General features: G+C 56.0%; 14 protein-coding genes and 1 tRNA gene. 7 read left to right on the top strand and 8 right to left on the bottom strand.

Features of this window, described 5'->3' with window-relative positions:
* Window positions 1-13: 13 nt before the first annotated feature.
* Complete coding sequence (gene hemE, locus ACR0NF_RS07720) at window positions 14-1,048, bottom strand: uroporphyrinogen decarboxylase (RefSeq protein ID WP_480471007.1); 1,035 nt, start codon at window positions 1,046-1,048, stop codon at window positions 14-16.
* A 107-nt stretch (window positions 1,049-1,155) separates the two neighbouring features.
* Here hemE and hemC point away from each other — a divergent pair, with 107 nt between their 5' ends.
* Window positions 1,156-2,112: a hydroxymethylbilane synthase gene (gene hemC, locus ACR0NF_RS07715; RefSeq protein WP_480778022.1), complete on the top strand. Its 957-nt coding sequence runs from the start codon at window positions 1,156-1,158 to the stop codon at window positions 2,110-2,112.
* Window positions 2,113-2,321: 209 nt separating this feature from the next.
* Here the strand turns inward: hemC and ACR0NF_RS07710 are convergent, their stop codons facing one another.
* Window positions 2,322-4,562: a CHASE2 domain-containing protein gene (locus ACR0NF_RS07710; RefSeq protein ID WP_480471009.1), complete on the bottom strand. Its 2,241-nt coding sequence runs from the start codon at window positions 4,560-4,562 to the stop codon at window positions 2,322-2,324.
* Window positions 4,563-4,610: 48 nt separating this feature from the next.
* Window positions 4,611-5,423: a FecR family protein gene (locus ACR0NF_RS07705; RefSeq protein ID WP_480561570.1), complete on the bottom strand. Its 813-nt coding sequence runs from the start codon at window positions 5,421-5,423 to the stop codon at window positions 4,611-4,613.
* A gap of 453 nt (window positions 5,424-5,876) precedes the next feature.
* Here ACR0NF_RS07705 and ACR0NF_RS07700 point away from each other — a divergent pair.
* Window positions 5,877-5,966: transfer RNA gene (locus ACR0NF_RS07700), tRNA-Ser, on the top strand.
* 315 nt (window positions 5,967-6,281) lie between these two features.
* Window positions 6,282-6,986, top strand: coding sequence for an SDR family NAD(P)-dependent oxidoreductase (locus ACR0NF_RS07695; protein WP_480667221.1), 705 nt, complete (start codon window positions 6,282-6,284; stop codon window positions 6,984-6,986).
* A gap of 459 nt (window positions 6,987-7,445) precedes the next feature.
* Here ACR0NF_RS07695 and ACR0NF_RS07690 read toward each other — a convergent pair whose 3' ends face one another.
* On the bottom strand, window positions 7,446-8,042 hold the full coding sequence (locus tag ACR0NF_RS07690; protein ID WP_480778021.1) for a TetR/AcrR family transcriptional regulator: 597 nt from the start codon (window positions 8,040-8,042) through the stop codon (window positions 7,446-7,448).
* A 130-nt stretch (window positions 8,043-8,172) separates the two neighbouring features.
* Between ACR0NF_RS07690 and ACR0NF_RS07685 the strand changes: the two genes are divergently transcribed.
* On the top strand, window positions 8,173-9,087 hold the full coding sequence (locus ACR0NF_RS07685; protein WP_480778020.1) for an alpha/beta hydrolase: 915 nt from the start codon (window positions 8,173-8,175) through the stop codon (window positions 9,085-9,087).
* 60 nt (window positions 9,088-9,147) lie between these two features.
* On the opposite strand, the gene ACR0NF_RS07680 is transcribed toward ACR0NF_RS07685, so the two are convergent.
* A complete protein-coding gene (locus ACR0NF_RS07680) occupies window positions 9,148-9,720 on the bottom strand; it encodes a nuclear transport factor 2 family protein (RefSeq protein WP_480778019.1) in 573 nt (190 codons plus the stop codon).
* Between the two features lie 104 nt (window positions 9,721-9,824).
* Between ACR0NF_RS07680 and ACR0NF_RS07675 the strand changes: the two genes are divergently transcribed.
* A complete protein-coding gene (locus tag ACR0NF_RS07675) occupies window positions 9,825-10,418 on the top strand; it encodes a TetR/AcrR family transcriptional regulator (protein ID WP_480667217.1) in 594 nt (197 codons plus the stop codon).
* 66 nt (window positions 10,419-10,484) lie between these two features.
* Here ACR0NF_RS07675 and ACR0NF_RS07670 read toward each other — a convergent pair whose 3' ends face one another.
* Window positions 10,485-11,420 carry an SDR family NAD(P)-dependent oxidoreductase gene (locus ACR0NF_RS07670; RefSeq protein WP_480667216.1) on the bottom strand — a complete coding sequence of 312 codons (936 nt, stop codon included), beginning with the start codon at window positions 11,418-11,420 and terminating at the stop codon, window positions 10,485-10,487.
* A 334-nt stretch (window positions 11,421-11,754) separates the two neighbouring features.
* Window positions 11,755-12,525, bottom strand: a complete 771-nt coding sequence (locus tag ACR0NF_RS07665; RefSeq protein ID WP_480778018.1) for an alpha/beta hydrolase — start codon at window positions 12,523-12,525, stop codon at window positions 11,755-11,757.
* 115 nt (window positions 12,526-12,640) lie between these two features.
* Here ACR0NF_RS07665 and ACR0NF_RS07660 point away from each other — a divergent pair, with 115 nt between their 5' ends.
* Window positions 12,641-13,231, top strand: coding sequence for a TetR/AcrR family transcriptional regulator C-terminal domain-containing protein (locus ACR0NF_RS07660; protein ID WP_480667214.1), 591 nt, complete (start codon window positions 12,641-12,643; stop codon window positions 13,229-13,231).
* Between the two features lie 60 nt (window positions 13,232-13,291).
* Here the strand turns inward: ACR0NF_RS07660 and ACR0NF_RS07655 are convergent, their stop codons facing one another.
* Window positions 13,292-14,602 carry an aminotransferase class I/II-fold pyridoxal phosphate-dependent enzyme gene (locus ACR0NF_RS07655; protein ID WP_480778017.1) on the bottom strand — a complete coding sequence of 437 codons (1,311 nt, stop codon included), beginning with the start codon at window positions 14,600-14,602 and terminating at the stop codon, window positions 13,292-13,294.
* A gap of 60 nt (window positions 14,603-14,662) precedes the next feature.
* Between ACR0NF_RS07655 and ACR0NF_RS07650 the strand changes: the two genes are divergently transcribed.
* Complete coding sequence (locus ACR0NF_RS07650) at window positions 14,663-15,586, top strand: LysR family transcriptional regulator (protein ID WP_480667212.1); 924 nt, start codon at window positions 14,663-14,665, stop codon at window positions 15,584-15,586.
* Window positions 15,587-15,642 lie beyond the last annotated feature (56 nt).

The raw sequence follows: 15,642 nt of genomic DNA, 5'->3' as shown, positions 1-15,642 counted from the left end.
CCCCCTCACCCGCTTATCGCCCGCGCACCGTATCAATCATCAACTGAACATTCTCAGGATCCGCATCCGGCGTTATCCCGTGCCCCAGATTGAAAATATGCGGGCCCTTCGAAAACGCCTCGACAATCCGGCGCGTCTCGTCCACCAGCGCCGGCCCACCTGTCACCATATGGGACGAGGCAAGGTTTCCCTGTACGCAGCCATCGACCTGCACATGCTCAGCCGCCCAATCTGGCGAAACAGAATTGTCCAGTGCCACGCAATCCACACCGGTGGCCTTGGCGAAACCTACATAGCCATCGCCTGCTTCGCGTGGGAAGCCGATCACAGGAATGCCCGGGTGGCGCGCTTTGATCGCCTGCGTGATTTCACGACAGGGCTCAACCGCGTATTTCTGAAACGCCTCACCTTTCAGCGATCCGGCCCAGCTGTCGAAGATCTTCACCACCTCAGCGCCTGCTTCGATTTGAGCAGACAGATACTCGATCGTCGCCGCTGTGATCCGATCCAGCAGGGCCTCGAACAATGCCGTGTTTTCCTCACGCAACGCATGGGCAGGGCCCTGATCCGGCGTTCCGCGCCCTGCAATCATATAGGTGGCCACAGTCCACGGCGCGCCCGCGAATCCGATCAGAGTCGTCTCGGACGGCAATTCCCGCGACAAGATACGAACCGTCTCATAAACCGGCGAAAGGGTTTCATGAATGTCCTCGACTGGCTTCAGCGCATCAAAATCCGTTTGCTGCGTGATCGTGGACAGACGCGGACCTTCGCCGGTGACGAACCACAGGTCAGCACCCAGGGCCTGCGGAACCAGCAGAATATCGGCAAACAGAATCGCTGCATCAAACCCATACCGGCGGATTGGCTGCAAGGTGACTTCTGCCGCCAGTTCCGGATTATAGCAGAGTGACAGGAAATCACCGGCCTGCGCGCGGGTGGCGCGATACTCGGGCAGATAGCGCCCCGCCTGGCGCATCATCCAAATCGGCGGAACGTCCTGAACTTCTCCCGCCAGTGCTCGTAGCAGTTTCTTTGTCTCGGCCATACCTGCCCCCAATCTTTTGGTCTGCCGCCACGCGTCGGGCCTCAGTGGCAATTTGTCAAGCTCTGCCCCCATTGTCAGGGCAATGTGACGCGACTAAAGCTGTGGCCATGACTTTGACATTGCCAACCCCCGCATCGCCACTGAAAATCGGCACCCGTGGATCGCCTCTCGCGCTGGCGCAAGCCTATGAAACGCGCGCGCGCCTGGGAAAAGCTTTTGATCTGCCTGAAGAGGCTTTCGAGATCGTGGTGATCAAAACCACAGGCGATAACCGCGCCATGATTGATGCGGACCGCCCGCTGAAAGAGATCGGCAACAAGGGCCTCTTCACCAAGGAAATCGAAGAAGCGATGTTGAAGCGTGAAATCGATATCGCAGTTCATTCGACCAAAGACATGCCGGTGGAACAACCCGAAGGGCTGGTGTTGGATACTTTCCTGCCGCGCGAAGATGTGCGCGATGCCTTTATCTCACCGAGCCTAAGTTCAATCCACGATCTGCCGCAAGGCGCTGTGGTCGGCACCTCATCGTTGCGACGCCGGGCACAGTTGCTGAACCGACGCCCCGATCTGAAGGTGGTCGAGTTCCGCGGTAATGTGCAGACCCGGTTGAAGAAACTGGCCGATGGCGTTGCGGATTGCACATTTCTGGCGATGGCCGGATTGCGTCGGTTGCAAATGTCCGAGGTCCCGGCCACCGCGATTGCGCCTGAGGACATGCTACCTGCTATTGCGCAAGGCACCATCGGGATCGAACGGCGCAGCGACGACAGTCGCGCCGGTCAGATGTTGGAAGCCATCCACGATATCGAAACCAGTCAGCGCCTCGCGGCAGAGCGCAGCCTTCTTGCGGGGCTGGATGGGTCCTGCGAAACTCCGATTGCCGGGTTGGCGGAAGTCCGGGACGGCCAGTTGCACCTGCGCGGCGAAGTGCTGCGCCCCGATGGGTCCGAATCGATCAGCGAAGAAGCCACAAGCCCCGTCGAAAACGGGCACGAACTGGGCCGCGCCATGGCCGAATCCTTGTTGAAACAGGCTGGCCCCGGGTTCTTCGACTGGCGTTAATTTAAGAATTTCTCGTTAATGTGAACTGCTTCACTGTCGCTCGCGCAATGGTGGTGCAGTATGAGTTCATTCCGATGAGGATAGAAGGTCAGTCTCGAATATATCGAAAGTTTTAGCCCGTATTGTTTTAGATAGTATTCGAGGGGGCGAGATTGGTCTTTCTGTCCGATTGAAGCGGGGCGCGGTTGATATCCAACTGCGTCCCGTTTTCATTTTTGTTCGGCGAGCTGCCCCGCAGCGCTGTGGTGACTGAACACTACCAGTTCAGCCTGCGGCTCGGCCCGGAAATCCACCGTGCGACCAAGCAAAGACCGATAGAAGCCTACAAGGCCGGGTTCAACACTTGGTGCCAAAGCGGCGCAACCGTCACACAGATCTGCGATAGCAAGCTGAGGCGCACGCTCGCGTATGGCAGTCAATAATCGATCATGAGCCCGCGTCAGAGCTACAAACTCTTCAGTCTCGGCCAGCGCCTTATCACCAACCAGAACAAAAACCGGTTCGGGTTCGCTTTTGCCCTTCAGGTCGACATACCCTGCTTCCAACAGCGCCAGATCGGATCGCGCTACCTGCTGTACGCTCTGGGACACAAGGATATCGTAATCCACGTGGCGGCAATTCTGTTCGATTCTGGCCGCAACATTCACTACATCGCCTATCACCGTATAGTTGAAACGGCTGCGCGATCCGATATTGCCAACACATGCCGATCCCGTTGCGCATCCCGTAGCCAAAGCGATTTCCGGACGGCCTCGCATGATGGGTGAGGCATTAAACCCCCGCAATGCCGCGCGCATTTTCAGTGCCGCCCAGGCGGCGCGACAAGGGTGATCTTCGACCGGTAGAGGCGCATTCCAAAACGCCATCACCGCGTCACCTATGAATTTGTCGATTGTGCCGCGTTCATCCAGAATCTGGTCGCCGATTTTCGAGAACAACTCGTTCAGCAAAGCCACGAGATCGGTGGCCGAAACCGACTCGGACAGAGGGGTAAATCCGCGGATGTCCGAGAACATCACGGTGATCTCCTGCGATTCACCACCCAGCTGCAATTGATGACCGTTGGCCTCCATTTCATCCAGAATCTCTGGCGCCACATAGTGCGAGAATGTCTGTCTGATCACGCGCTTCTCGCGCTCGGTCGAGGCGAACAAGTATCCCGCCAGCAATCCGAAATTCGCCATCCCCCCGGCCAGCGGGAATGTGGCGTCAAACAGAACGGATTGGTTGTAGAACGCCAGCCAACTGATCGCGATCACTACCGCCGCCGCGACGCCGCCGGCTATGAATGAGGCTACCGCACCGAAACTGGACATTACTCCGATGACGATGAGGCCCAGCAGAATAAAGGATAACAGCTCAAGGGCAGAGGTAACATCCGATCTGCTGAGCATCTCACCTGCCAGTATCTGTTCAAGTATCTGCGCATGGATCGACACGCCCGGCACCGATTCACCCAACGGGGTTTGGTGCATATCAAACAGACCCGCGGCGGATGTGCCTACCAGAATAATGCGGCCCTCGATTTCCGAACGCAGCGCGGGGTCATCCGGGTTCTGCATGATTGCGTCGGCTGACAGGTACAAATCTGGCTGATCTCGCCTGTACCTGACCCAAACCTCGCCATTTTCGGTTGTTGGCAATCGAAATTCCCCGATCTCGATCGCAAGGACGATCCCCTCCTCGTCCGAAGAACCCTCGACCAGAATATAGGGCGCATCCAGAGCAATCCTCAGAGCTTCGATGCCCAAACCCGGCAACGCTCCATCCGGTCCGCCCCACAGTGCCGGAACCCGCCGCACGACCCCCATTCCGCCGATGGGTGAGACATTGACGCCACCGATTCCGGCCGCACTGCGGTCCAGCGGCGGGGCAATTGGCGTCCAGTAAGGCACCGAGACCAAGCCCGCCGTCGGGTTTTCACCGATCTCGACGATACCGGCTTTCGCGCGTACTTTGCTTCCTTCCTGAGACGTTCGTGCGGCGGTGCCCATCACGACCGGCCAGTGAGCGACCTCCAACCCGAACAAGACATCATAATCAAGCTTTTGCGCATGACTCTCGATGGTCAAAACCCCATCAAGCGCCGGATCATTGAGCAAACGCGCAGGCGAATATCTATCGGGCTCGACAAACAACATATCAAAGGCAATTGCCGCCGCGCCGTTTTCCCCGAGGTTCTGGACCATCTGCGCCAATAAGGTGCGTGGCCAAGGCCATTGCCCCCAGCTTGCCAGCGATTGCTCGTCTATATCCAGAACCCGAACCGGCAGTTCGGGGTTGTATTCCCTCGGTGTAATGCGCTGAAGAATGTCGAAGTAGATCAAGCGCGACATGCGCACGGGATAGGGGTCCAGAACTCTTATGAAGCAACCCAACAGGATCAGTGCCAGGCCTACCAGCCTAAATCCCAATCGTCGCCCAATTCTGTCTTTAATCTTACCCGCCACGGTCGCCTCCCTGGCGCAGGGGGAAAAGAACTCAAATCTTGATCTAGCCTACCATCCCGCAGTCGCGGTCACGTCACCTGCAGTGGCCGTGGCTTGCGCGCCTGATCCGGCAGCGCTGCCTCCGGAAGGATCAGCCGAGACATTCAAACCGCCCCCCGAGCTCACACCTGCGCCGGACGAAGTGCCCGAGCCTACGCTCGACCGCGCCCCGGGATTGTCTCCGCTTTGACGAGCCGGAGCTTCTGTGCGCGACTGTACCTCTCTGCGGGTTGCCTCTTCACGGGGCGCCGCAGGGTTCCGGTCCGGTCGCAACGGTTCAACTTGTGGTACGCTCGCCGTTCGGTCAGAACAGCCTTCGGCACGGAACTGAAAGGATGGCAACAAGTTCTGCTGAGATCTGACAAACGGAAAACCGCCTTTTAGCGCCTTGTCGTATTGCGCCTGATCGGCAGGTCGTCCGACCTGTCCGCCTGAATTGGTCGCGAACATACTGCATTGCCGACTTGCCGACCGACACGATCCACGCCGCCCGCACATCTGCACGGTCCCCTCGAGTACCAACATCGCACTCTGCTGTTGTGAAGTGATCCACATATCGAAAGTAGTGCCGCGCACCGCCATCGTGGCCGACGGCGTTTTGATCGAATAGGCCCGCTTGCGGCTTTTGCCCGAGATGAACCGGAAACTGCCCCCAAGCGCCTGAACCGTAAAATTCTTGGCCTTACGATTCCCCCGCAGCATGGAGACATCTAAAATCATCTGCGCATTCGGACCCACCGCAATCTTGGTCTCATCGACAAACAACAGCTGAACAACGCCCGTCCGGTTGGTCGAGATCGTGTCCCCCGACACTAAATCCATACCCTCACGCAGGCGAATTTTCTTGCCGGAGCGAGTTATCTCGGCACCGGGCTTTACACTCAGAACTTTTCCGATTGACGCAATCACCGGCGCCGGTATCGCAAGTAGGACTATGAAAACAAATAACAACTTCAACCAAGCCAAACCCAAGTCCCCTTCCCCCAAAAGGTACCCATCGGGGATTACACTCACCCCGCGCCCGATATCTGTCACCTCAGTACGCTAAACCAAAATTGTCTTGCGATGCATTAAATCTAAGCAAATATGCGCTAAAGACGTGGAATTTGGCAAGCTTTCACTTCACGACCCACCTTTCGGACACCTTCAGACTGGGCCTTTCTGTCGATGCAGCGGACATGTTCTGATGGATTTGCCCCTTGATCTTCAGAAAATTACGCCAGGCATGGAAAATCGCCTTGTATCCGGTTAACTGCCAAGGATATACCGGCCAACGGAGACGTGGCCGAGTGGTCGAAGGCGCTCCCCTGCTAAGGGAGTAGGCGGGAAACCGTCTCGAGGGTTCGAATCCCTTCGTCTCCGCCATCGATCCAGACCACCAGATTGCCAATATAAAACAGATACTTAAACAAAAGCGGCAAGGGCAAACCCCACACGTTCACCCCACGTATCGTCAAGTGAGACGAACATGCGTAACGTGAATCGGTAGAACTTCGCTGCCAGTGCTGCACTAGACCTCGGTGACAGCGGCGAGACACAGGAAGCGGATCTTTAATCAATGACGCAGTGTTTTGGAGCCTTGGACACTAGCTATGCGGACGATGCTGCCGTTCGCTATGTGGCAAGGCCAGTTCGTGATATGATTGCTCGCACTCGACAAGCTTTGAGGAGAATTGCGTCATGGGAGGAAAGGTGTGTGCAATCATCGGCTTTGGTCCAGGCCTCGGCACAGCTTACGCCGATTCCTTTAATCAAGCTGGATACAGTCTTGGTCTGCTAAGCAGATCGGGTGCAATGTTTAAAGGAGCTGAAGCGACCAATACATCGGTTCGAGCCTACAGATGCGACGCGGGCGACCCCGATAGTCTCAAGAGCGCTCTGACATCCGTTCAAAGCGATCTTGGTCCCATCGACGTCGTAATTTACAACGCTGACCTCGCCCAGTTTGGAGCTCTGGATGATGTTTCAGAACTCCAGTTCGAACAAAGTTGGCGTGTTGGAGCGCTGGGTCTCTTCGCTGCCGCCAAGGCTTTGGGACCTCAAATGTCCGAACGCGGCTCAGGTGTAATAATCATATCTGGTGCCACTGCAGCGCTCCGGGGGAACCTCTGGACAACAGCATTCGCCCCCTCGAAGTCGGCACAACGCACACTGGCGAACGCGCTTGCCAAGCAACTGGGTCCGAGGGGTATACACGTTGCATATTTGGTCATCGACGGCGTGATCGACACGGAAGACACCCGAACGAACTTCGCTCCACGCGAGTCCGACGAGTTCTTTATCGACCCCCAGCACATTGCAGAAACGGCGTTGATGCTTGCGCACCAGGACAAATCCGCTTGGACCTTCGAACTCGATATTCGGCCATTCGGCGAGAAGTGGTAAAGATACGGGCCTCAACTGGCTGCTTAGCGGATTATAGTGCCCATACACCATCTAGCGTCTGAGGTTATAACCATCGCCATACGGGCTGTGCCCCAAGTTACCCCTTAAATCATCCCTACCGCATTCCCTGGGTTATCCGAATACCTGGGGTGAATATAATCGGGGCTAGTGGGGTTTCACCCCTGCTGTACGAGTACGCCCTAAGTGCCTTCCCTTATGCTACCTAGGTAAGAGGCAAAGCAACTTATTATTGAAAAGGGCACTCGCTGTGAGCGCAATATCTGAAGTCGTGTATGCTTAAACAACGTGCAACTTACCCGACCTTCAGCCAAACACCGGTAACTAGCGCTTCACGGCCCTTTGCCGTCATTCACTATTTTCGCACGGAAGATCCGGCTCGCCGAATGCGAACCAGGAGTGAAACAAAAGCGAGTTGGGTAAAGGTTTCACGAACTTGGCTCAGATTGCCGAGTTTGCGTATCTCATCATGAACATCTGCACGCTTTCCTGGGCTACGCTTTCGATATCCTCTTTCTCCCGCGTGCCCACGCTGTTCAGGATCGCCGGGATCAGGATCATACTTTTGTACAGGGCAAGCAACCGCGCGGTGGCAGCATCTGCGTCGGTTTTCGCCAGTTGCCCGGCCTCCATTGCCTGTGCGACAAACCGGGTCAGAGGTGCGTCCACCTCGCCATAGGCTGTGTTGAACCGTTGCGCGGCCTCAAGGTTGCGCATGAACTCGGACTGCAACACGCGCGAACCAGTCAGAAAGGTCGGCGTCATGGTTTGGCACATATAAGCCCTCAGCGCCGCTGTCAGTTGCGGAGCCAACGGGGCAGATGGCTGGTGGCCCGGAATCTCCATGTCTGACAGAACCCTAAGAGTCATCGAACTGATCGCTTCAAATAGGGCCTCTTTGCTGTCGAAATATTTGTAGAGCGTACGCTTAGATACAGATGCCACCTCGGCGATCCGCTCCATGCGGGCGCCCTTCAATCCCTCTTCCTGAAAAACTTCTAATGCGGCGGTTAGAATGTCGTCTTTTTTCGTTTGCATACAGGTGTTCTAGGTCGCGTATCAGAAAATGTAAACGGAAACGTTTACATTGGTATTTGTATGCGCTAGGTAAACGATATCGTTTACACATTGATAGATCCCAAACCCATCCCCCGAAGGAGAAATCAACATGACCAATCAACCCACTGCCGAACAAATGGCCATCATCCAGGGCATGGCCCAAGGCAACACGATCATCAACCGCACGCCGGTTTTGAAAACGCCTGCCGATTACGGCATGGAATACGAAGACGTCTTCTTCCCCGCGCTGGATGGTGTGCCGCTTGAAGCATGGTTCATCCCCGCCGAAGGCAGTGACAAGCTGATCATCTGCAACCACCCGCTGACTTTCAGCCGCTATGGCTTCCCCGGCCATCTGGAGCCTTGGTCGCAGTTCGCCCCAGTGAATGTTGAATTCAACAAGGTCTATAAGGCGCTGCATGACGCTGGTTACAATGTGCTGACCTATGACATGCGAAACCACGGCCACAGCGGCGCGGCCAATGCCGGGATCGCGGCCTACGGGTTGTTCGAATGGCGCGACGTGGCGGGGGCGCAGGTCTATGTGCAGAACCACGAAAAGCTGAAACACATGAAGATCGGCCTGTTCAATCCCTGCAACGGCGGTAATTCGGCAATGGTTGCAATGACCAGGCGCCCCGACCTGTTCGAGGACGTGCGCGCCTTCGTCTGCCCACAACCCTGTTCCTCGCGCACAGCGTCGGAAGAGATCGGCAAACTGCAAGGCATCGGGGATTTCATTGATCTTGTCGATCAAGAACAACAGCGGCTGGGCGCCTTCCCGATGGCCCGCATGACCCCGCATCACTTCGCGGCTAACGTCAATGTGCCGACTTATGTGATCCAAGTGCGCGAAGATCTGTGGACACGACCCGAGGACGTGCAGACCACCTTCGACCTGTTGGGATCCGAGGACAAGAAACTGTTCTGGGTTGAAGGCACCACAGCCCGGTTCGATGGCTATAACTATTTCGGCGAGAACCCGGAAACCATGGTCGCCTTTTTTGACGATCATATGAGCTGAACCAGAACAGCGTTCCCCGCCTAGATAACCGGACGGGAGACACTTTGCTTTAGAGCGCGGTTACTTGGGCGCTTCGAACGAATCCCACTCCTGCACGTGGTAGCTCACCAAAACCTTGATCACTTTCCAGCCTTCGTCGGTCCGGTTCAGACCAAACTCGTAGCTGACCCAACGGGAGCCGCGAAGCATTCCACCGCTTTCGGCATAGGCACCGGCTGGCGTGTTCTCGACCACGATCACGCCTTTGCTGAACACGGTGGCGTTGTCTGTGTCATCGAAAAAGATGCGCTCGTTTGATGTGACATGGTGCATGACGAACCGGTCGGCACTTTCGAAGAAACCGGCCCAGCGGGTTGCGATCTCGTCCGAGGTTTTCACGCTGGACACACCAGGCTCGGTCTCGCCGATAGTAGTGTCCACTTCATCCGCCAGGATGTCGCGAACCACATCCCAATGTTGACTGTCGGCGGCATTGGTCAGGCTAGCAGTGACGCGTTGAATTTCCAGAACATCCACGATGTTCTCGGCCGTAATGGGTGTTCCCAGGGTTTTCATTTCTTCTCCGATCGCGGGGGTAAGGGATGCGATGGCAATTGAGGCGGCGATGGCGACGGAATTGAGGGCGGTTTTCATATTTGTCTCCTTGCGAGGGGTAGACGAAAGTAAACTTACAACTTACTTTTAGAGGAAAGTGGCAGAATATGTAAACTGTTAGTTTACTTTTGAAGGTGATTCATGTGAAACTGACTGAAAAGAAAAGAAAAGATATTGTCGCAGCGGCGATTGAAGAGTTCCAGGAACACGGGTTTCGTGGGGCCAAGACCAGCCGAATCGCGAAACGCGCAAGTGTTTCGTCACGCACGCTCTACAATCATTTCGAAACCAAAGACGCGCTGCTGGATGAAATTTCAAAGGTCATGATCGAACAGAAAGCAGCGGTGGAAAAAGTACCGTTCGATCCTGATCGTAATCTGGCCGATCAGCTTGCCGAGACCCTTGAACGATATGTTGAAGCTCTGACTGAACCTGAAACCATTTCGTTGACGCGAATGGTTACAGCCGAAATGCTGATCGATTTGGATCGATCACGGGATTACTACGCACAGCTAGCAACATTTCAGGATCCGATCAGCCAGCTTATTTCAGAAGCGATGGAGGCCGGCGCTCTGCGACCGGCCGACCCACGCTATGCCGCGCGCCAGCTCATCGGCCTGATCCGAGATTTCTTTTACGCACCCGAGCTCATGCTTGGGCAGAAGCAGAACACCGAGGGCGTCATGGCGGATTGCATCCAGATGTTTCTGACCCATTACAAGCCTAATTCGCGATAATCAGCGGTCGAAGGGTTCGTTCCACCGTTCCAACAGGAAACGGGGCGCTTCAGCACCCCCGTTTGTTTAGAAGTCAGTGCCCAACAATTTGTTCGAAAGATCCCAGAGCTTCCCTGCACCTTCGGCGTCATAGGCATGCGGGACATAGCCTCCGACTGCGAAGTCTTCGCCGCCCGGCTCGGATATATGACAGTCCTCAAGATAAAGACCGGTTTTGCCATTCAGATCGGGGCTGGTCGCCGCCCAGCACGAGGTCGCCGCGCCTTGAGGGATGGTTTTCCACAGGTCAGGCATATCCTTGAACATCTGTTCAAACCGCTCCTCAAGACCGGCATCCAGATTGCGGGCGAGTTCGGTCTGAATGCCGCCGGGGTGGACGGCAAAGGCTGTCACACCATCATCAGCCCAACGGCGGGCCAGTTCAGTGGCCATCCAGATGTTTGCCGTCTTTGATTGTCCGTAGGCCTGCATGGCATCGTAATCACGGCTCTCGTAATTCGGGTCATCCAGATCGACGGTTGAAATCCAGTGACCTGCCGAAGACAAGTTCACGACCCGCGCAGACCCGGAGGCTTTGATCGCATTACCCAGAAGGTTGGTCAGCAGGAAGTGACCCAAATGGTTGGTGGCAAACTGGCTTTCCCACCCCTCGACGGTCCGCGCCAGAGGCGTAGCCATGATCCCTGCATTATTAATTAGGATGTCCAGCGTGTCATGCTTGGCCAACCATCCCTCTGCAAAGGCGCGGATCGTATTTGGCTTGTCTAGCTCCAGCGAAGCCGTTTCGACCTCGCGTCCGGTCTCGGCTTTGATGGTATCGGCCACGCGGGCCAGTTTCTCGGGCGAGCGGGCGACGATCGTCACATCGGCACTTTGGGCGGCCAGCGCCCGAGCGGTTTCCGCGCCCAAACCGGTCGAGCCGCCGGTGATCAGTACCGCTTTTCCTGTCAGGTCAATGCCTTGAAGGACATCTGTGGTGGTGGAGTTTCTGTCGAATGTCATGAGGGGTCTCCTTATGCGATGATCTTCTGTTTCTGGAACAATCAGCTGGTTCCAGTCAGGTCGCCGGCACGCTCGGGACTCCAGCCCTTGACGCTGAAGAGGTTCGAATTGGTCATTTGCCTGTGCTTTCAATGGTGAGGCTGCCCGGGGTCAAAGCCTCTCAGACGCCCTACTTGTTGAAGAACTCGGCCACGGCGTCGGTCGACGCTTTCACTGCCTCGGGCTTGTAGTAGAAATCCACATGGCTGAACTCGTCAAATGCCAGCTCTTCATGCTCATTGGTCAGCTTCTCGACAAACGCCGTCGAACAGATCGCAGTGAAGGCCGAACTGCTCTAGATGGTCAACGACGGCTGAACGATCTTGTCTGCATAAGCTTCCCCGATAGAAATCAAGGACTGCATTCCCTGATCGCCAATATGCATGTTGGTGAAGGTTGGAACAGCAACCGGGCCTTTGACCCCATCGCGCCCATAATAGTCATAGCTCTCGCCAACCATCGGGTTGCCACCCACTTCGATAAACTCTTCGCGACTCATGTCGTCGTTCAGAAGGAATGGGGCGACATAGTCGGGCTCGCCGGTTTCATAGATTTTCTGCTTCGACGCATTCGCGGCGGCGATCTGCTGGTTGGCCATATCGCGGTCGGTCCATTGGAACGCATCCGCCGCCATCATGCCGGACACCATGGCGATCTTCTTGATCCGGTGATCGGTCACGGCGGCGGATGCGATGATCGAACCGCCTTGGCACACGCCCAGACCGTAGATTTCTTCCACGAACGGCAGCGTGCCCAGATAAGACACCGCGTCCCATGTATTTTCGATCAGGCGGAACATATAGCGCGACTGCTTGTGCTCTCCGGGAAGCGCCGGGGACGAGCCCATACCCAGATAGTCGAAGCCCAGATAGATGAAGCCGCGTGAGGCCATTTCCGGGCCATAGGTCGCCGGGATCTGGTCTTTGACCTGTGGAAAGGGGCTCGCGCCCACGATGGCTTTGTACTTTTTGGACGGGTCGAAATCTTCAGGAAGATAGAGATCGGCGGCCAAATCGACGCCAAAGGACTTGAAGGTGATTTCGTTTTTTCCGGCGGTGAAGGTCATTGTTTGAGCCTCGGTTTCGGGGTTGCTTTGTAAACTTCTGTGTTTACATTTAGAGAAAGCAGGTGATTTGTAAACAGTAAAATTTACATTTTGCGGCGAAGAAGGATGATCTGACGTGAAACTGACTGAAAAAAAACGAAAAGATATTGTAGAAGCGGCGATCGAGGAATTCCGTGAGAACGGGTTTCTGGCTGCAAAGACCACCAGCATCGCCAAACGAGCGGGGGTATCGAGTCGCACGCTCTATAATCATTTCGAAACGAAAGAGGCGCTGTTCGACGAGATCACCCAGATCATGATCGCGCGCAATCAAGTGATGGCGCCTGTCGACTATGACCCCTCGCGACCGCTGGACGAACAGCTGACCGAGGCGCTAGAGCGTTTCGTTGGTGTGATCACCGACCCGGTCGCCATGGGATTGAACCGCATGGTTATCTCGGAATTCCTGCGTGACCTCGATCGCTCTCGCGCCTTCTTTGCCGAGAACGCGGCGCATGACTACCCGATGACCCAGCTGATCGCCCAAGCGATGGAGGCCGGAGTGCTACGCAAGGCCGACCCCGCATTCGCCACCGGCCAGCTCCTGGCTCTGGTCAAGAATTTCTTCTACTGGCCTGAATTCCTGCTGGGTGAGAAACAGGAGACCAACGGCATCATGCATGAATGCGTGGCAATGTTCCTGTCCCACTATGGGGCGCAACGATAGAGTGTTCCAGAGAAGCTCGCCTTTCTGCAGAGCCGGCCTTGGCGGAAAATTTCTGCAATTCTAAAGGTTAACAAAGTGCACACTCGAAAAACTGCGTCGCCAGTCCGTCACCTCGGCGGCGATAGTTTCACCCTTCAATCCCCGCGCAATCAGAGAAGCTAGTCTGTCGGCGTGATCAGACGTCATGCCCCATCTCACCAACTCGGGAGTGCCGAGGCGCAAGCCATTCATGTCACCTGCAACTTCCGGTGCAGGCAAGCCAATGCCACACGCCAGGAACCCGGCGTTGCGCAGGGTCTTGGATGCAGTTTGTCCGCCGCCAAACCGTTCTGCCAGAACAGCGAACTGGTGAGACGCGGTAAAGCCCTCGCGCCCTGCGAACACGGGAACGCCTTGGGCATCGAGGCTTTGCGCCAACGTTCGGGACATAGCGATCAACTCGGCGGCGTAGTCCTGCCCATAGTCGCGCCAGTCCAGCATCGTTACGGCAAGAGCAGCCGACTTCGCCGCATCGAAATTTGCTGTCATGCCCGGGAAGGCAATGGCGTCCAGGGCCTTTGCAATCTCAGCATCATTTGTAACGATTAGACCACCCGCAGGGCCACCTAGGCTCTTATACGTGCTCATGGTCATAAAGTGCGCCCCTTCGGCCAACGGATTGCGCCAGGCTTTGCCCGCGATGACCCCGCATTGATGCGCGGCGTCAAACATAACCTTGGCGCCGACTTCATCTGCAATAGCGCGCACTTCTTTTACCGGGTGCTCAAAAAGATTGAGGCTGCCACCAACAGTAATCAGCTTGGGACGCTCCTTTTGCGCAAGCGTGCGCAGCGCGTCGAGGTCGACAGTATAGCCATCAGCATCTGTTGGTGCATCCACTGTACGCAAACCAAACAACCCGGCGCATCCCGCGATGTGATGTGTGACGTGCCCGCCGATCGATGCAGGCGGAGCAATGATCGTATCACCCGCTTTGCAGGTGGCCATGAAGCCATAGAGATTGGCAATCGCACCAGATGGCACACGGATTTCAGCGAACTTCGCATCGAAGACTTCCGCGCAAAGCTCTGCCGCGATGACCTCGATCTCTTCGATGGCTTCCAGACCCATTTCGTACTTGTCGCCGGGATACCCAAGCGAGGGCCGAGACCCAATGCCCGAAGACAGCAGCGCTTCGGCTCGTGGGTTCATCACATTGGTCGCGGGATTGAGGTTAAAGCACTCTTGCTCGTGGATCTCCCGGTTTCGGTCCGCCAAATGCTCGATACGCTCCAGCAGTTCCCGGGAAGAGGTGCGTGACGTGTCGGTCGCGATCTTCTGGACAAGGGCTTCACAGTCCGCAGGGACCCAGTTTCTCGTTTCTATGGTCATCGCAATTCCCTCCTTTGCTTTGTCCAGATTGGACAGATCGCATGACAAAGCAAACCAGTTTTGCTATTTCTCGGCTTAGAAAAACTAAGGCTGGTATTAGTGGCTGTTGCACCCCGTCGCCCCAAGGGCCCACCTCTCAATGCATTGCGTGCCTTCGAGGCAGCCGCAAGGCTGGAAAGCTTCGTTTCCGCCGCCGAGGAATTGGGCGTTACAGCTGGCGCAGTCTCTCAGCACATCAAGGCCTTGGAGGCTTGGGCCGGAACTGCGCTTTTCGAACGAAATGCCCATGGCATCTCGTTGTCATCCTCAGGGAGGACGCTGACGAAAGAGTTCACGGAGGCCTTCGATCTTCTAGCGGCGGCAACACAAAGCCTGCGCAATCTGGCGCCTAACCCGGATTTCCACATAGCCGCCCTGCCCTCGATAGCGCAGCTGTGGTTACCAGCGCGACTGGGCAAACTGCGCGAAAAACGCCCCGACCTGCGCGTCTCAGTGACTGCGATGGAGAAACCCCCAAGCCTGTCGCGAGAGCTAATTGATCTTTCCGTGTTCTTTTCTGATCCGAGTGGAACCCCGGATCAGATCGTGCTGGCGAAAGACAGAATTCTCCCTGTTTGCTCACCGAATCTGTCAGCCGGGCTAGATCTCGTGTCTGCACAGCTGTTGCACGATCAGACGTGGCATGAAGACTGGTCAAATTGGTCAGAGGCGACAGGTGTTTCAGTTGGTGAGCCGACGAGGGGACCGCGATATTCGCTCTACGCCCTTGCCCTAGAAGAAGCGAAGTCTGGCGCGGGCGTGCTCATGGGGCATGGTTGCCTGGTTGAGCAGGCGCTTCGATCCGGGCACCTTATGAAAGTTTCACAGGAAAGCATCGAAACTGGCCAGGTGCTGGCTCTGGAACTTCCGCATAAATCGAGACGACATCCCGCGATCGATGAAGTCGTTAACTTGCTTCAAGAAGAAGAACCGCAGCCCGACTGATGAGATATTTGGTGATAGCATGTGTGTGTACTTTGGTCTTGAAGCCGGTATGGAAT

This window comes from Ruegeria sp. CF4 (assembly GCF_056537345.1).
The sequence above is the reverse complement of the archived record's forward strand: the minus strand, read 5'-3'. Positions and strand labels throughout refer to the sequence as shown.

Bases quoted from the DNA above. Each gene is read 5' to 3' on its own strand.
- hemE (WP_480471007.1), bottom strand. From the start codon at position 1,048: ATGGCCGAGACAAAGAAACTGCTACGAGCACTGGCGGGAGAAGTTCAG.
- hemC (WP_480778022.1), top strand. From the start codon at position 1,156: ATGACTTTGACATTGCCAACCCCCGCATCGCCACTGAAAATCGGCACC.
- ACR0NF_RS07705 (WP_480561570.1), bottom strand. From the start codon at position 5,423: ATGGATTTAGTGTCGGGGGACACGATCTCGACCAACCGGACGGGCGTT.
- ACR0NF_RS07695 (WP_480667221.1), top strand. From the start codon at position 6,282: ATGGGAGGAAAGGTGTGTGCAATCATCGGCTTTGGTCCAGGCCTCGGC.
- ACR0NF_RS07690 (WP_480778021.1), bottom strand. From the start codon at position 8,042: ATGCAAACGAAAAAAGACGACATTCTAACCGCCGCATTAGAAGTTTTT.
- ACR0NF_RS07685 (WP_480778020.1), top strand. From the start codon at position 8,173: ATGACCAATCAACCCACTGCCGAACAAATGGCCATCATCCAGGGCATG.
- ACR0NF_RS07680 (WP_480778019.1), bottom strand. From the start codon at position 9,720: ATGAAAACCGCCCTCAATTCCGTCGCCATCGCCGCCTCAATTGCCATC.
- ACR0NF_RS07670 (WP_480667216.1), bottom strand. From the start codon at position 11,420: ATGACATTCGACAGAAACTCCACCACCACAGATGTCCTTCAAGGCATT.
- ACR0NF_RS07665 (WP_480778018.1), bottom strand. From the start codon at position 12,525: ATGACCTTCACCGCCGGAAAAAACGAAATCACCTTCAAGTCCTTTGGC.
- ACR0NF_RS07655 (WP_480778017.1), bottom strand. From the start codon at position 14,602: ATGACCATAGAAACGAGAAACTGGGTCCCTGCGGACTGTGAAGCCCTT.